This window comes from Pseudomonas sp. I8001 (assembly GCF_013385345.1).
Lineage (GTDB): Bacteria > Pseudomonadota > Gammaproteobacteria > Pseudomonadales > Pseudomonadaceae > Aquipseudomonas.
The window spans coordinates 63,314-80,983 of sequence record NZ_JACAQC010000013.1; the positions used below are offsets into that span (position 1 = coordinate 63,314).

Annotated in this window: 15 protein-coding genes; all 15 read right to left on the reverse strand. The window is 60.9% G+C overall.

Annotated features, from left to right (window positions below; genetic code table 11):
- Positions 1-8 precede the first annotated feature (8 nt).
- A complete protein-coding gene (gene nuoH / locus HX839_RS13265; protein ID WP_003219563.1) occupies positions 9-1,016 on the reverse strand; it encodes an NADH-quinone oxidoreductase subunit NuoH in 1,008 nt (335 codons plus the stop codon).
- Positions 1,013-3,727 carry an NADH-quinone oxidoreductase subunit NuoG gene (gene nuoG / locus HX839_RS13270; protein WP_177009162.1) on the reverse strand — a complete coding sequence of 905 codons (2,715 nt, stop codon included), beginning with the start codon at positions 3,725-3,727 and terminating at the stop codon, positions 1,013-1,015. The genes nuoH and nuoG overlap by 4 nt, the downstream gene beginning before the upstream one ends.
- Before the next feature lie 135 nt (positions 3,728-3,862).
- On the reverse strand, positions 3,863-5,218 hold the full coding sequence (nuoF, locus tag HX839_RS13275) for an NADH-quinone oxidoreductase subunit NuoF (protein ID WP_177067160.1): 1,356 nt from the start codon (positions 5,216-5,218) through the stop codon (positions 3,863-3,865).
- Positions 5,215-5,712 carry an NADH-quinone oxidoreductase subunit NuoE gene (gene nuoE, locus HX839_RS13280; RefSeq protein ID WP_003219568.1) on the reverse strand — a complete coding sequence of 166 codons (498 nt, stop codon included), beginning with the start codon at positions 5,710-5,712 and terminating at the stop codon, positions 5,215-5,217. Before nuoE ends, nuoF begins: the two co-directional genes overlap by 4 nt.
- A gap of 2 nt (positions 5,713-5,714) precedes the next feature.
- Positions 5,715-7,499 (reverse strand): NADH-quinone oxidoreductase subunit C/D, encoded by a 1,785-nt coding sequence (gene nuoC / locus HX839_RS13285; RefSeq protein ID WP_003219570.1) that lies wholly within the window; start codon positions 7,497-7,499, stop codon positions 5,715-5,717.
- A 72-nt stretch (positions 7,500-7,571) separates the two neighbouring features.
- Positions 7,572-8,246: an NADH-quinone oxidoreductase subunit B family protein gene (locus tag HX839_RS13290; protein WP_003219572.1), complete on the reverse strand. Its 675-nt coding sequence runs from the start codon at positions 8,244-8,246 to the stop codon at positions 7,572-7,574.
- Positions 8,247-8,256: 10 nt separating this feature from the next.
- Positions 8,257-8,670, reverse strand: a complete 414-nt coding sequence (locus HX839_RS13295) for an NADH-quinone oxidoreductase subunit A (protein WP_003219575.1) — start codon at positions 8,668-8,670, stop codon at positions 8,257-8,259.
- Between the two features lie 716 nt (positions 8,671-9,386).
- Positions 9,387-10,712, reverse strand: a complete 1,326-nt coding sequence (gene aceA / locus HX839_RS13300; protein WP_003219577.1) for an isocitrate lyase — start codon at positions 10,710-10,712, stop codon at positions 9,387-9,389.
- Between the two features lie 493 nt (positions 10,713-11,205).
- On the reverse strand, positions 11,206-11,943 hold the full coding sequence (locus tag HX839_RS13305; RefSeq protein WP_177023236.1) for a secretin N-terminal domain-containing protein: 738 nt from the start codon (positions 11,941-11,943) through the stop codon (positions 11,206-11,208).
- Between the two features lie 239 nt (positions 11,944-12,182).
- Entirely contained in the window at positions 12,183-12,605 is a 423-nt protein-coding gene (locus HX839_RS13310; RefSeq protein ID WP_003219580.1) for a GNAT family N-acetyltransferase, read from the reverse strand.
- Positions 12,598-13,764 (reverse strand): cupin domain-containing protein, encoded by a 1,167-nt coding sequence (locus tag HX839_RS13315; RefSeq protein WP_003219582.1) that lies wholly within the window; start codon positions 13,762-13,764, stop codon positions 12,598-12,600. Before HX839_RS13315 ends, HX839_RS13310 begins: the two co-directional genes overlap by 8 nt.
- An 84-nt stretch (positions 13,765-13,848) precedes the next feature.
- Entirely contained in the window at positions 13,849-15,219 is a 1,371-nt protein-coding gene (purB, locus tag HX839_RS13320) for an adenylosuccinate lyase (protein ID WP_003219584.1), read from the reverse strand.
- Between the two features lie 124 nt (positions 15,220-15,343).
- Positions 15,344-15,967, reverse strand: coding sequence for a high frequency lysogenization protein HflD (gene hflD / locus HX839_RS13325; RefSeq protein ID WP_003219586.1), 624 nt, complete (start codon positions 15,965-15,967; stop codon positions 15,344-15,346).
- Entirely contained in the window at positions 15,964-17,088 is a 1,125-nt protein-coding gene (gene mnmA / locus HX839_RS13330; protein WP_003219588.1) for a tRNA 2-thiouridine(34) synthase MnmA, read from the reverse strand. The genes hflD and mnmA overlap by 4 nt, the downstream gene beginning before the upstream one ends.
- A gap of 59 nt (positions 17,089-17,147) precedes the next feature.
- On the reverse strand, positions 17,148-17,594 hold the full coding sequence (locus HX839_RS13335; protein ID WP_177020160.1) for an NUDIX hydrolase: 447 nt from the start codon (positions 17,592-17,594) through the stop codon (positions 17,148-17,150).
- Positions 17,595-17,670: the final 76 nt, after the last annotated feature.

Genomic DNA, 17,670 nt, shown 5'->3' on the forward strand with positions numbered 1-17,670 from the left:
TCAAATCCTCACTGAACCGCGCCCGCTGGCGTGTTCAACAACACAACGGCAGCAGTCACCAGCAAATTGATCAGGGTCAGCGGCAGGCAGAATCGCCAGCTGAAATCCATCACCTGGTCATACCGTGGACGCGGGATGGAAGCGCGCAGCAGGATGAACAGCATGATGAAGAACGCGGTCTTCAGGAAGAACCAGAAGAACGCCAGCTGCGGCAGGATGCCGAACGGACCGTGCCAGCCGCCGAAGAACAGCGTGACCAGCAGGGCCGAGATCAAGATGATGCCGATGTATTCACCAACGAAGAACATGCCCCATTTCATGCCGGCGTATTCGATGTGGTAACCGTCGGCCAGTTCCTGTTCCGCTTCCGGCTGGTCGAACGGGTGACGGTGAGTCACGGCGACGCCAGCGATGAAGAACGTACAGAAGCCGAAGAACTGCGGAATGATGAACCACAGGTTCTGCGCCTGGTACTCGACGATGTCGCGCATGTTGAACGAGCCCACCTGCACCACGATGCCCATCAGCGCGAGGCCCATGAACACTTCGTAGGACACGGTCTGGGCCGAGGCCCGCAAGCTGCCCAGCAGGGCGAACTTGTTGTTGCTCGACCAACCGGCGAACAGCACCGCGTAGACCGACAGGCCGGCCATGGCGAAGAAGAACAGCAAGCCGATGTTCAGGTCCGCCACGCCCCAGGTCGGGGTGATCGGGATGATTGCGAAGGCAATCAGCAAGGCGCTCATGGCCACGACCGGTGCCAGGGTGAAGATCACCTTGTCGGCAAACGGCGGGGTCCAGTCTTCCTTGAAGAACATTTTCAGCATGTCGGCGGCGATCTGGAACATACCAAACGGGCCAACGCGGTTCGGACCGTAACGGTCCTGCCACCAGCCCAGCAGGCGACGTTCGACGAAGCTGAGCAGGGCGCCCGCCACGACCACGGCCAACAGGATCACGATGGCCTTGACCACCGCGATGATCACGTCGATCACTTCAGGGGTGAACCAGGTCATTGAGCTGCCTCCTGCAGACCGTCAACGGTAAGGCCGAAGATCGCCGGAGGAATCCCCGCGAGGCCTTTTGGCAATGCAACCAGGCCAGCACCCAACTCTTCGTCGATGCGCAGCGGCAGACGCAGGGTCTTGCCGGCGACGTTCACGCTGAGCAGGGCACCGTCGTTGACGCCCAGGCGGTCGGCTTCGGACTTGGCTACGGACACGTAGGCGGCTGGAATGCGCTCTTGTACCGGCGCGGCTTTGGAAGAAGTCTCTTCGCTGCCGAACAAGTGGAAGAACGGCACAACCTGCCAGGTACCCTGGGCCGGGTTGAACGGACGCGGAACGCTGGCGAACCAGTTCAGCGAGTCACCGGTGCTTTCGATCAGGCGGGTGCCCGGGTCGCCGGCACGGATGTGGCCACCGACTTCGTCCTGGAACTTGTTCCAGGCCTGCGGCGAGTTCCAGCCCGGCGACCAGGCGAAAGGCACCTGCTGACGTGGCTCGACCGAACCCGAGTAACCTTCCATGGAGAAGGCAAACGCGGTGTCGTTGTCTTGCGGTGTACGTGGCTCATGCACGCTGATGTCAGCCCGCATGGCGGTACGGCCGGAGTAGCGCAACGGTTCACGGGCGAGTTTCATGCCCTTGATGCGGAACGCGGCGGACGGTGCAGCGTCGACGATGCGCGCCAGTTGCGGTGCGGCTGCGGCTGTGGCGGCAGTCACGTGGTCGAGCTGGGTCCAGTCGATCGGCTGGTTCAGCAGGGTAGCGCGCAGGGCATGCAGCCAGCGCCAGCCTTCGTGAACCAGGATGCTGGCGTCCATGTACTTCGGATCGAACACCTGGAAGAAGCGCTGGGCGCGGCCTTCCTGGCTGACCAGGGTACCGTCGCCTTCAGCAAAGCTGGCGGCGGGCAGTACCAGGTGGGCACGGTCGCTGGTGGCGGTTTTCTGGTGGTCGGCAACGATCACCACTTTGGCCGCGTTCAGCGCTGCGTCGACCTTGGCCGAATCAGTGCGGGTATACAGGTCGTTTTCCAGCACCACGATCGCGTCGGCACTGCCGTCGGTCACGGCTTGCAGAGCGGCGTCGAGGGACTCGCCACCGAGCATGGCCAGGCCAAGGCTGTTGGCTTCCGGCACGATCAGGCTGATGGAACCGTTCTTCTCGCGCAGCTTCAAGGCTTTGGCAATGTTGGCAGCGGCTTCGATCAGCGCCTTGGAACCCAACGAGGTACCGGCAATGATCAATGGACGCTTGGCGGCCAGCAGGGCGTCGGCGATACGCTTGGCCAGTTCAGCGGCTTCAGCGTCCAGGCCTTCTACGGCAGGCGCACTGGCGTCGAGGGCGTGGGCCACGGCGAAACCGATGCGGGCCAGGTCGTCAGGCGCGGCGTGTACGCATTCTTCTGCGATGTCGTCGAGCTTGGTGGCGGTCAGGCTGGCGATAAACAGCGGGTTCAGCGCGTGCTGGCCGATGTTTTTCACCGCAGCGTCGAGCCAAGGCTGGACGCGCATGGCGTCGGCCATGTCTTCGGCCTTGCCTTTTACCGACTGGCGCAGGGACAGGGCCACGCGTGCAGCGGTTTGGGTCAGGTCTTCACCGAGGACGAAGATCGCGTCATGGTCTTCGATGTCGCGCATGTTCGGAACCGGCAGCGGGCTGTCGTTCAGAACTTGCAGCACCAGGCGGATACGCTCCAGCTCACCGGCTTCGATACCCGAGTAGAAGTGTTCGGCGCCTACCAGCTCGCGCAACGCGTAGTTGCTTTCGAGGCTGGCGCGGGGCGAACCGATACCGACGATGTTGCGACCGCGCAGCAGGTCAGCGGCTTTATCCAGTGCTTCGTCGAGGCTCAACTTGGCGCCGTCGGCCAGCAGTGGCTGACGTGGGCGGTCTTCGCGGTTGACGTAGCCATAGCCGAAACGGCCACGGTCGCACAGGAAGTACTGGTTGACCGAACCGTTGAAGCGGTTTTCGATCCGACGCAGTTCGCCGTAGCGCTCACCCGGGGAGATGTTGCAACCGCTGGAGCAGCCATGGCAGATGCTCGGCGAGAACTGCATGTCCCACTTGCGGTTGTAGCGCTCGGAGTGAGTCTTGTCGGTGAACACACCGGTCGGGCAGACCTCGGTGAGGTTGCCGGAGAATTCACTTTCCAGGGTGCCGTCTTCAACGCGACCGAAGTACACGTTGTCGTGGGCGCCAAACACACCGAGGTCGGTACCGCCGGCGTAGTCCTTATAGAAGCGCACGCAGCGGTAGCAAGCGATGCAGCGGTTCATCTCGTGGGAAATGAACGGGCCCAGTTGCTGGTTCTGGTGGGTACGCTTGGTGAAGCGATACCGGCGCTCGTTGTGGCCGGTCATCACGGTCATGTCTTGCAGGTGGCAGTGGCCGCCTTCCTCACACACAGGGCAGTCGTGCGGGTGGTTGGTCATCAGCCATTCGACGACGCTGGCGCGAAACACTTTCGCTTCTTCGTCTTCGATGGAGATCCAGCTGCCGTCGGTGGCAGGGGTCATGCAGGACATGACGATACGACCACGGGTGTCGTTCTCGTCGGTGTACTGCTTGACCGCGCACTGGCGGCAAGCGCCAACGCTGCCAAGGGCGGGGTGCCAGCAGAAATATGGAATGTCGAGGCCTAGCGACAGACACGCCTGTAACAGGTTGTCTGCCCCATCGACTTCGAGCTCTTTGCCGTCTACGTGGATAGTGGCCATGGTTCAAAGTTCTTCGTTGGCCCGGTGTCAGCGGGCGTGGCTAATGGAATCTTGTTATTCATGTGCATCAACACAGCCTTGAAGGCGTCAGCACATGAGAAAGCGAAGGGCACGGACCCTTCGCCTTTTTAAGCGTTACGCGCCGACTACGATCGGCCTTGCCAGAGGCGGGACGGCGGCGCTGGTAGGCGCGATGCCGGCTTCGAACTCCGAGCGGAAGTATTTGATCGCGCTGCCCAATGGCTCCACGGCGCCCGGTGCGTGAGCACAGAAGGTCTTGCCTGGGCCGAGGAAACCGACCAGACCCAGCAGGGTCTCGATGTCGCCCTCGCGGCCTTCGCCGTTTTCCAGGGCCATCAGCAGCTTGACGCTCCATGGCAAACCGTCGCGGCACGGGGTGCAGAAGCCACAGGATTCGCGGGAGAAGAACTGCTCCATGTTGCGCAGCAACGACACCATGTTCACGGTGTTGTCCACGGCCATGGCCAGGCCGGTACCCATACGGGTGCCCACCTTGCCGATGCCGCCGGCGTACATTTGCGCGTCCAGGTGTTCTGGCAACAGGAAGCCGGTACCGGCGCCGCCTGGCTGCCAGGCCTTGAGGGTGTAGCCATCGCGCATGCCGCCGGCGTAGTCCTCGAACAGCTCCCGTGCGGTCACGCCGAAAGGCAGTTCCCACAGGCCCGGGTTCTTGACCTTGCCGGAGAAGCCCATGAGCTTGGTGCCCATGTCTTCGCTGCCTTCGCGGGCCAACGATTTGTACCACTCCACGCCGTCGCCGATGATTGCCGGCACGTTGCACAGGGTTTCAACGTTGTTCACGCAGGTCGGCTTGCCCCACACGCCCACGGCGGCAGGGAAGGGCGGCTTGGAACGCGGGTTGGCGCGGCGGCCTTCGAGGGAGTTGATCAGTGCGGTTTCTTCACCGCAGATATAACGCCCGGCGCCGGTGTGCACGAACAGTTCGAAGTCGAAACCCGAACCAAGGATGTTCTTGCCCAGCAGGCCAGCGGCCTTGGCTTCTTCCACGGCACGGTTCAGGTGCTTGGCGGCGGTGGTGTACTCGCCACGCAGGAAGATGTAGCCACGGTAGGTTTTCAGGGCGCGAGCACTGATCAGCATGCCTTCGATCAGCAGATGGGGCAGTTGCTCCATCAGCATGCGGTCTTTCCAGGTGTTCGGCTCCATTTCATCCGCGTTGCACAGCAGGTAGCGGATGTTGATGGATTCGTCTTTGGGCATCAGGCCCCACTTGACACCCGTGGGGAAGCCTGCACCGCCGCGGCCCTTAAGGCCTGCGTCTTTCACGGTCTGGACGATGTCGTCCTGGGCCATGTCGGCAAAGGCTTTGCGCGCGGCCGCGTAACCGTTCTTGGCCTGGTACTCGTCAAGCCATACAGGCTCGCCGTCGTCACGCAGGCGCCAGGTCAGCGGGTGAGTCTCGGCCGACCGCTTGATGTGGTTGGCAGGACCGAAGGAAGTCAGGGTCATGGGTAGCCCTCGAGCAATTGGGTGACGCCAGCAGGCTGCACGTCGCCGAATGTGTCGTCGTCGATCATCAACGCCGGCGCCTTGTCACAGTTGCCCAGGCAGCACACCGGCAGCAGCGTGAAGCGCCCGTCCGGAGTGGTTTGGCCCAGGCCGATGCCCAGCTTGCTCTGGATCTCGCTGACCACGGACTCGTGGCCACCGATGTAGCAGACCATGCTGTCGCACACGCGAATGATGTGGCGGCCGACCGGCTGGCGGAAGATCTGGCTGTAGAACGTCGCCACGCCTTCAACGTCGCTGGCGGGGATGCCGAGGATCTCGCCGATGGCGTAGAGGGCGCCGTCCGGCACCCAGCCACGTTCCTTCTGGACGATCTTCAAGGCTTCGATCGACGCCGCGCGCGGGTCTTCGTAGTGATGCAGCTCGTGCTCGATGGCCGAGCGCTCGGTTTCACTCAAGGTGAAACGGTCTGTCTGGATAAGCGTGCTATTCATGCTTAGCGGTCCACGTCGGCCATAACGAAATCGATACTACCCAGGTACGCAATCAAGTCCGCGACCATTTCACCTTTGATCACCGAAGGGATCTGCTGCAGGTGCGGGAAGCTTGGCGTACGAATCCGGGTGCGGTAGCTCATGGTGCCGCCATCGCTCGTCAGGTAATAACTGTTGATACCCTTGGTCGCTTCGATCATCTGGAAGGATTCGTTGGCCGGCATCACCGGGCCCCACGAAACTTGCAGGAAGTGCGTGATCAGGGTTTCGATGTGTTGCAGCGTGCGCTCTTTCGGCGGCGGCGTGGTCAGCGGGTGATCCGCCTTGTACGGGCCTTCCGGCATGTTGCGCATGCACTGTTCGATGATCTTCAGGCTCTGGCGCATTTCTTCGACGCGCACGATGCAGCGGTCGTAGGCATCGCCGTTGGCCGCCAGCGGCACTTCGAATTCGAAGTTCTGGTAGCCGGAGTACGGGCGTGCTTTACGCAGGTCGAAATCGCAACCGGTGGAACGCAGGCCAGCACCGGTGACGCCCCATTCCAGGGCCTCTTTGGTGTTGTACTGGGCGACGCCGATGGTCCGGCCCTTGAGGATGCTGTTGTCCAGGGCGGCTTTCTGGTACTCGTCCAGACGCTTGGGCATCCAGTCGATGAATTCCTTGACCAGGCGTTCCCAGCCACGCGGCAGGTCGTGGGCGACGCCGCCGATGCGGTACCAGGCCGGGTGCAGGCGGAAACCGGTGATGGCTTCGATGACCTTGTACGCACGCTGACGGTCGGTGAAGGTGAAGAACACCGGGGTCATGGCGCCGACGTCCTGGATATAGGTACCCAGGAACAGCAGGTGGCTGGTGATCCGGAAGAACTCGGCCATCATGATGCGGATGGTGTCGACCTTGTCCGGCACCTTGATGCCGGCCAGCTTCTCGACCGAGAGCACGTACGGCAGGTTGTTCATCACGCCGCCGAGGTAGTCGATACGGTCGGTGTACGGGATGAAGCTGTGCCACGACTGACGCTCGGCCATCTTCTCGGCACCACGGTGGTGGTAGCCGATGTCCGGTACGCAGTCGACGATTTCTTCGCCGTCCAGTTGCAGGATGATGCGGAAGGCACCGTGAGCCGAAGGGTGGTTCGGGCCCAGGTTGAGGAACATGTAGTCCTCGTTGGTGCCGGAGCGCTTCATGCCCCAGTCTTCCGGACGGAAGCGCGCAGCCTCTTCTTCAAGCTGTTGCTTGGCGAGGGTCAGGCTGAATGGATCGAATTCGGTGGCGCGGGCAGGGAAGTCCTTGCGCAGCGGGTGGCCTTCCCAGGTCGGCGGCATCATGATGCGCGACAGGTGCGGGTGGCCCGGGAAATCGATGCCGAACATGTCCCACACTTCACGCTCGTACCAGTTGGCGTTGGGCCAGATACCGGTCACGGTCGGAACGCTCAGGTCGCTCTCGGAGAGGGCCACCTTGATCATCACGTCGCTGTTACGTTCCAGCGACATCAAGTGGTAGAACACGGTGAAGTCGGCGCCGCTCGGCAGCCCCTGGCGCTTGGTGCGCAGGCGCTCGTCCACGCCATGCAGGTCATAGAGCATGACGTACGGCTTGGGCAGGTTGCGCAGGAAGCTCAGGACTTCGACGAGCCTGGCACGCGCCACCCACAGCACCGGCATGCCGGTGCGTGTGGCCTGGGCGGTGAAGGCGTCAGGGCCAAAACGGTTGTTGAGTTCGACGACCACATCCTGGTCGTCTGCCTTATAAGGCGGGATGTACAGAGCACTGCCTGTAGTCATGGTTTTTTATCGCTTTCGGTCAACGTAAAGAATGAAGCCAGGTTTTCGTTCTATAAAAGAAGCGGTTCTGGATCAGACTTCGTCGGGGCTGCGCAGGTTGGTTACCTGAATACGCTGTTCGCGGCGCTGTTCCTTTTGTGACGGCATCTCGGCGCGGTATACGCCTTGATCTCCGACAACCCAGGAAAGTGGGCGACGCTCCTTGCCAATCGATTCCTGCAACAGCATCAAGCCTTGCAGAAATGCTTCAGGGCGGGGCGGGCAGCCAGGCACGTAGACGTCCACGGGCAGGAACTTGTCCACCCCCTGAACCACGGAGTAGATGTCGTACATGCCACCGGAGTTGGCGCACGAACCCATGGAGATAACCCACTTTGGTTCGAGCATTTGCTCGTAGAGACGCTGAATGATCGGCGCCATCTTGATAAAGCAGGTACCGGCGATAACCATGAAATCCGCCTGACGCGGCGATGCCCGGATAACTTCGGCGCCAAAGCGCGCGATGTCGTGGGGCGCCGTGAAGGCGGTGGTCATTTCCACGTAGCAGCAGGACAGACCGAAGTTGTACGGCCACAGGGAGTTCTTACGTCCCCAGTTGACCGCGCCACTCAGCACGTCTTCCAGCTTGCCCATGTAGATGTTTTTGTGGACTTGGTCTTCTAACGGGTCGGAAACGGTTTCCCGTTCGCCGATGGGGTACTGCTCGTTAGGAGCATCCGGGTCGATCCTGGTGAGATTGTATTGCATCGCCAAAGCCTCATTGTTTCAGCTTCGCTTGCCGCTTGCGACGAGCTTCCGGAGCCCAGTCAAGGGCGCCCACTCGAAATAGGTAGACAAGGCCTGCCAACAGAATTGCTATGAAAACGAGGGCTTCGACGAATCCGGTCCAGCCGCTTTCGCGGACGGACACAGACCAGGCAAAGAGAAAAAGGGCTTCGATGTCGAAGATCACGAAGAGCATCGCGACCAGATAGAATTTGGCTGAGAGCCGCAAGCGGGCGCCACCTGTAGGTAGCATGCCGGACTCGAACGGTTCGTTTTTGCTGCGGCCCCAGGCTTTTGACCCGAGGAGGCTGGAGACGCCGAGCATGAAGGCGCAAAGGCCGACTACACCGAGAAGGAAAATGGCAAAGCCCCAGTTGTGGGCCATGAGTCCTGTCGCTTCGGTCATGCTGGAAATCCTTAACAGAGAGCAAAGGTCTCTGAGCTCGAAAAAGTAACGATGCAGTGACGATATGTCGCAGCGCAATCAATCGCGGTGATTTTATGGCTAAACACCGGGCAAGTAAAATTCCTATAGCGAAATTATTCGATGGAATAAGCACATAGTGCACCTTCTTGGGGCTGTAGCCCTTGTGCTGCGGGCATTAGCGGGCTTTTCACGAATTGTGTTTTGTTTAACCGGTAAAGAAGTTTTCATGCTCTAAATGATAATGAATATTGTTTGCGTGGGTTTTAAACAACTGTTCGGGGTTTAGCGCGGGAAGTTGTTGTTACTTGTGCGGGTGATGCTAGTTGGTAAAGCGGATCTTTTAACTGGTTTTGCAGATGGGAATAGCGCTCTGGATCAATGTTTTGATCGAAATCGGGTGGCGAGGGCGCGCAGGGGCACATATTCAAAAGCCCAATCAAAGGCTGGGCCAAGGCGCGTGCCGCTCTGCTTTCCTGTGGGAGCTGGCTTGCCTGCGATGGCATCGCCTCGGTGTATCGCAGAAACCGAGTTGTCGGCATCGCAGGCAAGCCAGCTCCTACAGTTGACCGTGGCTGCTCTCACACTCCAGTGCTTTTCAGGCGCCCAAAAAAACGCCCCGAACCAGTCGGGGCGTCAGATCGTGCGGCACTGCGGTTAGGTCTTCCGTGGGGCCGCAGTGGCCGTGTACTCAGTACTTAGTGGAACTGCTCTTCTTCGGTCGAACCGGTCAGCGCAGTCACGGACGAGGTGCCGCCCTGGATCACGGTGGTCATGTCGTCGAAGTAACCGGTGCCCACTTCCTGCTGGTGCGCCACAAAGGTGTAACCCTTGGCAGCATCAGCGAACTCTTGTTCCTGAAGCTTCACGTAGGCAGTCATGTCGTTGCGGGCGTAGTCGTGCGCCAGGTTGAACATGCTGTGCCACATGTTGTGAATGCCGGCCAGGGTGATGAATTGGTGCTTGTAGCCCATGGCAGACAGTTCACGCTGGAACTTGGCGATGGTCGCGTCGTCCAGGTTCTTCTTCCAGTTGAAGGAAGGCGAGCAGTTGTAGGACAGCAGTTGATCCGGGTATTCCTTCTTGATGGCTTCGGCAAAGCGGCGGGCTTCGTCCAGGTCCGGCTTGGCAGTTTCGCACCAGATCAGGTCGGCGTACGGCGCGTAGGCCAGGCCACGAGCGATCGCCTGGTCGAGACCGGCGCGCACTTTATAGAAACCTTCCTGGGTACGTTCGCCAGTCACGAACGGCTGGTCGTACGGGTCGCAATCCGAGGTCAGCAAATCAGCCGCGTTGGCATCGGTACGGGCCAGGATGATGGTCGGAGTGCCAGCAACGTCAGCAGCCAGACGAGCAGCCGTCAGCTTTTGAACAGCTTCCTGGGTTGGAACCAGTACCTTGCCGCCCATGTGGCCGCATTTCTTCACCGAAGCCAGCTGGTCTTCGAAGTGAACGCCGGCAGCGCCTGCCTCGATCATGCTCTTCATCAGCTCGTAGGCGTTCAGTACGCCACCGAAACCGGCTTCAGCGTCTGCAACGATCGGTGCGAAGTAGTCGATGTAGCCTTCATCGCCCGGGCCTTTACCGGCTTTCCACTGGATCTGGTCGGCACGGCGGAACGAGTTGTTGATGCGCTTGACCACGGTTGGTACGGAGTCCACCGGGTACAGCGATTGGTCGGGGTACATGGATTCAGCGGAGTTGTTGTCCGCTGCCACTTGCCAGCCAGACAGGTAGATCGCCTGGATACCGGCTTTGACCTGTTGAACCGCTTGGCCGCCAGTCAGGGCGCCCATGCAGTTGACGAAATCTTTTTCGGGACGGAAGGACGGCTTGGCACCCTGGGTGACCAGCTTCCACAGCTTCTCGGCGCCGAGTTTTGCAAAGGTGTGCTCAGGTTGAACCGAGCCACGCAGGCGGACGACGTCAGCAGCGGAATAAGCGCGGGTCACGCCTTTCCAGCGTGGGTTTTCAGCCCAGTCTTTTTCAAGGGCTGCAATTTGCTGTTCGCGTGTCAGTGCCATGGGGAAAAACCTCGTCGCATAGGTCTAGGTGGAAAATTCCATTTGCCAGCCACGTATCAGTGCGTGGTTATGGCTGCTCGCTGACCAGAAGCTTAGGCGGTCAAGTCAGGCTCGGCGGGGAAGGCGACGGGATGAACGAGTGGCTCAAGGGGGAGTTGAGCAGGTAAGGGCGAACTGCGAACAGTCTTCGGGCGTCGTGGGCCTTTGTACGATCCATCAGTGTGTTGCCGGGTTACCTGGTTAGCTTCCGTCCCTCGGGACAACTTCGTTCCAGTCGCAACCTCGTCAAACACACCTTGTGGGCGGTACAGACACGAATCGGCTCGGGTGGGTGGCTTTGAGCGACGATCCGAAGGCCCTTGCCAGGGCCCCTGATTAGCGGGAGCGAGGCCATCATGCCCATGCTTTTTTGGATCGTCAAATGTTTTGTAGTGCTTTTTTTAAAGCACTACATCTTTAGTCTAATACGACTCGCCAGTCAGTTTTTGGTGCTTCAGTTCAGCGTGTCGACTTTGACCCGCAATGTCAGGTCATCGCGCCCTTGAGTAGAGTAGCTGCGGGTTGTGGTACTTTTGTCGGCCTGGGTCTGGCGGTTGATCCCGGCCAGGGTGATCCACTCGCCCAGGCGTCCGCTGACAGTTGTGTCGGTACTTTGCACGTTCACTACATCGGGACGTTCCTGGCTCATGCGGTCACGATTGGTACTGATGCTCAGGTGAACGGTCTCGCCGGTGACGCTGGCCGTCACGTAGAAACCCTGGGTTACGTTGCGATACTGGGTCTGGTTCTGCGGGCGGCCGTAGGCATCGGGCTGGGTGGTGGTGAGGGGCACGCTCTGGCCGATCTGGATCAGCGCGGGCACGCCTTCGCTGGCCTGGATCTGCTGGATCCCGCCGTCACGGCTTTCGGTGCTGTAGGTGATGACCTGTGTTTGATTGTTGCCGTTGCTCTGCTGGTTGTTTTCGTTGGTGTCGACGGTGATCAGCAGGCGCTTGGAAGGCGTGTCCAGTTGCGCGAGCAGGGCGCGCAGGCCCTGGATCTTGTCGGGCTCGGCGTTCACGATCAGTTGGTTGCCGTAGGCGCTGACGGTGCCGTCCTTGCCGATAAAGTTCTGCGCCACCGGCAGCAGGTCGGCGCTGGTGCGGTTGCTCAGGGGCACGACTTCGGTGGCGGCCATCACCGAGAAACTGGTGGCCAGGAGCAACAGGGTGAGCAGGGTGCGTAGGGACATGTCCGTTATCTCTGCGAGTCATTTAGGCTAGATATTGCCAGTTTGTCGGCTTGGCGGGGCGCAAGTTGAATCCTGGACGGCAAAAGGCCCTGGCATCGGGGGATGGCAGGGCCTTTTGAGGTGTTGCTGATGGCGCCTTCGCGAGCAAGCCCGCTCCCACATTTGACCTCATTCCAAAGGATGTACTGGATCGAATGTGGGAGCTGGCTTGCCTGCGAAGGGCGCGGCGCGGTCTCGGATCAGCCCTCGCGCACCATATCAACGTGAGGAATCCCGACTTCCAGGAACTCATCGCTGACAATCTTGAAGCCCAGGCGCTCATAAAACGGCGCCGCATGGACCTGTGCACTGAGGATCTGCCGGGTCTGGCCGCGTTTCTCGGCCACGCCGATCACCGCTTCCATCAGCTTGTCGCCGACCTTCAGGCCGCGCCAGTCCTTGAGAACCGACACGCGGCCGATCTCGCCGGTAGGCAGCAGGCGTGCAGTACCGATGGGAAAGTCGCCTTCGAACGCCAGGAAATGCACGGCACTCGCGTCGTCTGCATCCCATTCCAGCTCCGGTGGAACCGATTGTTCAGCGATAAATACCGCTTCACGAATGCGCCGTATCTCGGCGATATCCTTTTGCCAGTCCGCGACACTTACGTGAATCTTATTCATCGGCAAACCCCAGGCTTCCTTGCTTGACCAGTTCCCACAGCAGGGCGCAGCCATCTTCATCCGCCAGCCATGGGCCGAGGTTGTCGATGTGCAGGGCGTCGGCGGCGCACACCAGCTTCAGCAGTTCCCGCAGCTTGCCCGGCAACAGGCGGCTCTGGCCGCTGGCGAACAGCAGCAGGTCGTCGTCGACTTCGGACCAGGCCAGGCGGGCGCTCGGGTTGCGGATCAGCACGGCGCCGTTTTCCAGGCTGCCCAGCAGGTCTTCTTCTTCCACTTCCGGGCCGGCGACCAGTTCCGGGTAGCGCGGCTCGGTCATGAACTGGCCGAACCAGGTCAGCAGCATGCGCTCGTCGCTCATGTGCTCGGCCAACAGGCTTTTCAGGCGGTCGAGGGCGTCGCCCTGGATCTGGTGCGGGTCGCTGACCGGCTGGGCATCGGCGTCGGTGTAGCGCTCTTCGTCAGTCAGGTACTGGCTGAGGAAGTCGGTGAAGTGGGTCAGCACTTCAGCGGCGCTCGGAGCGCGGAAGCCTACGGAGTAAGTCATGCAATCATCCACGGCCACACCGCAGTGGGCCAGGCGGGGCGGCAGGTAGAGCATGTCGCCCGGTTCCAGCACCCATTCGGCGGTCTCTTCGAATTCAGCGAGGATGCGCAGGTCCGCGTGTTGCAGCAGCGGGCTTTCGGAGTTGCACATCTGGCCGATCTTCCAGTTGCGCTTGCCGGAACCTTGCAGCAGGAACACGTCGTAGTTGTCGAAGTGCGGGCCCACGCTGCCACCCGGGGCGGCGTAGCTGATCATCACATCGTCAATGCGCCAGCTTGGCAGGAAGCGGAAGTTTTCCAGCAGTTCGGCCACTTCCGGCACGAACTGGTCGACCGCCTGCACCAGCAGGGTCCACTCGCGCTCGGGCAGGGTGCTGAAGGCATCTTCGGCGAACGGGCCGCGGCGCAACTCCCACGGGCGTTCGCCGTGTTCGATGATCAGGCGCGACTCGACTTCTTCTTCCAGCGCCAGGCCGGCCAGTTCGTCGGCGTCGATCGGGCTTTCGAAGTCAGGGATGGCCTGGCGGATCAGCAGGGGTTTTTTCTGCCAGTAGTCGCGCAGGAATTCCCGTGCCGTGATGCCGCCCAGAAGTTGAAGAGGAATGTCAGGATTCATGTGTAACCTATTGAAAAAAAGCACTTTTCAGACGGGAATAAAAACGCCCGGCGCTGCCGGGCGTCTCAAAGGGTCAAGCTTCTATCAGATGCGTTTGGCTTGAGCCACAGCGTTGCCGATGTAGTTGGCCGGGGTGAGCAGTTTCAGCTCGGCTTTGGCGGCGGCTGGCATATCCAGGCCGTCAATGAAAGTTTGCAGCGCTTCGGAGGTGATGCCCTTGCCGCGGGTCAGCTCTTTGAGCTTCTCGTACGGGTTTTCGATGTTGTAGCGGCGCATCACGGTCTGGATCGGCTCGGCCAGCACTTCCCAGCAAGCGTCCAGGTCAGCGGCGATCTTCTGCTCGTTGAGCTCCAGTTTGCTGATGCCTTTGAGGCTGGCTTCGTACGCGATCACGCTGTGGGCGAAGCCCACGCCGAGGTTGCGCAGTACGGTGGAGTCGGTCAGGTCGCGCTGCCAGCGGGAGATTGGCAACTTGCTGGCCAGGTGCTGGAACAGGGCGTTGGCGATCCCGAGGTTGCCTTCGGAGTTTTCGAAGTCGATCGGGTTGACCTTGTGCGGCATGGTCGACGAACCGATTTCGCCGGCAATGGTGCGCTGCTTGAAGTAGCCCAGGGAGATGTAGCCCCAGATATCGCGATCGAAGTCGATCAGGATGGTGTTGAAGCGCGCAATCGCGTCGAACAGCTCGGCGATGTAGTCGTGGGGTTCGATTTGCGTGGTGTACGGGTTGAAACCCAGGCCCAGTTCGTCTTCGATGAAGGCGCGGGCGTTTTCTTCCCAGTCGATCTCAGGATAGGCCGACAGGTGGGCGTTGTAGTTGCCTACGGCGCCGTTGATCTTGCCCAGCAGCGGTACGGCCGCGACTTGAGCGATCTGGCGCTCCAGGCGGTACACCACGTTGGCCAGTTCTTTACCCAGGGTGGTCGGCGAAGCCGGCTGGCCGTGGGTGCGCGACAGCATCGGAACGTCGGCGAAACGGATCGCCAGTTCGCGGATGGCGTCGGCAGTCTGGCGCATCAGTGGCAGCATCACGTCATCACGGCCTTCGCGCAGCATCAGGGCGTGGGACAGGTTGTTGATGTCCTCGCTGGTGCAGGCAAAGTGGATGAACTCGCTGACCTTGGCCAGTTCCGGCAGCTTGGCCGCTTGCTCTTTGAGCAGGTATTCGATGGCTTTAACGTCGTGGTTGGTGGTGCGCTCGATCTCTTTGACACGCTCGGCGTGCTCCAGAGCGAAGTTTTCCGCCAGGGCGTTCAGCACAGCGTTGGCTTCGGCAGAGAACGCCGGCACTTCGCTGATGCCAGGGTGAGCGGCCAGGCGTTGGAGCCAGCGCACTTCAACCAGAACACGAGCACGGATCAAGCCGTATTCGCTGAAAATAGGGCGCAGGGCCTGGGTTTTGCCGGCGTAGCGGCCGTCAACAGGGGAAACCGCAGTGAGCGAAGAAAGCTGCATGGGGTGTTCTCGGACAGTCGGGCAACGAAATGGGGCGCGTATCATACATGAAAAAATCCGCCGGTCCGTTGCCAACTGACCGGCGTATTACGCGTGGGGCTATAAAAAAATCGGTTGCTGCGACTTATTCGTTGCGCATCAACGGGTAAAGCTCTTTCAGCAATTTGCGTCGGCTGACCACCAACTGCCAGCGATGACCGCCCAATTGGCGCCATAACCGCGCCGAACGAATACCGGCCAACAGCAGGGCGCGGATTTTCGAGGCGTTGTTCGGTTGTTGCAGGTTGCGCATATCGCCGTGCACCTGGATCCGCTGGCGCAAGGTGCTCAGGGTGTCCTGGTACAGGGCGCCACAGGCTGCGATCACGTTTTCGTGGGCCGGGCCAAAATGCTCGACCTGGGACTGGATCTGCGGCAGGCGCTTGCCGATGGTGTCCAGCAGGTCGTCGCGCTTGGCCAATTGACGCTCCAGGCCGAGCATCGACAGGGCGTAGCGCAGCGGCTCGCGCTGCAAGGTGCTTGGGTCGCGCTCGAGGGCGCCGACCAGTGCGCGATAACCTTCGCGCAGGGCCAGGTCGTCGCCGCCGTACACTTCCAGGGTGTCCTTCGGGTCGCGGATCAGCAGGCTGCCGAGCATGCAGGTCAGGCCTGCCTCGGTGACCTGGCCGGTCTTGGCGATCTTGTCCACCAGCACCGCGGCGAGAAACACGCCGCCCAGTGCCGTCAGTTGCTCCTGGGTCGGGCTCATGCCTGGCTGCTCCAGGGTTCGGCAACTTCGATCACACCGCCCCCCAGGCAAATCTCTCCGTCATAGAACACTACCGATTGGCCCGGCGTTACGGCGCGCTGCGGGTCGTCGAAGGTGGCGCGATAGCCGGTGGCGGTTTTTTCCAGGGTGCAGGGCTGGTCGCTCTGGCGATAGCGCACTTTGGCCGTCAGGCGGCGCGGGCTGCTGAGGTCCACCGGGTTGACCCAGTAGATGTCCGAGGCCAGCAGGGCACGGGAGAACAGCCATGGGTGGTCATTGCCCTGGCCCACGATCAGCTCGTTGTGCTCCAGGTCCTTGACCAGCACGTACCACGGCTCTTCGCCGGCGTCTTTCAAGCCGCCGATGCCCAGGCCCTGGCGCTGGCCGATGGTGTGGTACATCAAGCCGTGGTGACGGCCGATGATCTCGCCTTCGGTGGTCTTGATCTCGCCCGGTTGCGCCGGCAGGTACTGTTTGAGGAAGTCGCTGAAACGGCGCTCGCCGATAAAGCAGATCCCGGTGGAATCCTTCTTCTTGGCGGTGGCCAGGCCGTGTTTCTCGGCAATGGCGCGCACTTCGGGTTTTTCCAGCTCGCCCACCGGGAACAGGGTCTTGGCGATCTGTTCGCCGCCGACGGCGTGCAGGAAGTAGCTCTGGTCCTTGTTGGCGTCCAGGCCCTTGAGCAGCTCGGTGCGGCCATCGATGTCGCGACGGCGCACGTAGTGGCCCGTAGCAATCAGGTCGGCACCGAGGATCATCGCGTAGTCGAGGAACGCCTTGAACTTGATCTCGCGGTTACACAGGATGTCCGGGTTCGGCGTGCGACCGGCCTTGTATTCGGCCAGGAAGTGCTCGAACACGTTGTCCCAGTACTCGGCGGCGAAGTTGGCGGTGTGCAGCTTGATGCCGATTTTGTCGCAGACGGCCTGGGCATCCGCCAGGTCGTCCATGGCGGTGCAATATTCCGTTCCATCGTCTTCTTCCCAGTTCTTCATGAACAGGCCTTCCACCTCATAACCCTGCTCCATGAGCAGAACGGCGGAAACGGAAGAATCCACGCCGCCGGACATACCGACGATGACGCGCTTCTTTTGTGTGTCAGAAGGGGCTGGATCACGCATAGGATTTCAACGGGAGTCTTTAAAAAGGACGCGATTCTAGCAGGCTCGCGTCTGCAAGGCTAAAGAGAAGGGCGGATCAATTCGAGGCTGTGGCGTTGGCCGGCCAGATAATCGTCGATGCAGCGGATAATCAGCTCGCTGCGCCAGTCTTCGCGCAGGGCCATCAATTCGTCACGGGTCAGCCAGAGGGCGCGCAGAATACCGTCGTCCAGTGGGTAGTCGGGGTGGTGTTGCAGGGCCTTGGCGATGAAGCATACGCGCTGATAGGTCACGCCATTGCTGGGAGCGGTGTACAGGTAAATCCCGACAACCCCGGTGGCTTCGACGTCCCAGCCGGTCTCTTCGAGGGTTTCGCGCACGGCGGCCTCGGTCAGGGTTTCGTTCGGGTCGAGGTGGCCGGCGGGCTGGTTGAGCACGGCGCGGCCGCCCTTGAGTTCTTCGACCATCAGGAAGCGGCCGTTGTCTTCGACGATGGTGGCGACGGTGATGTGAGGTAGCCAGGTCATAAAGTGCCTCGATTCAAGGTGTAACGCTGTGTTCAGGCGCGATTGCATTCAGTGTGGGAGCGGGCTTGCTCGCGAA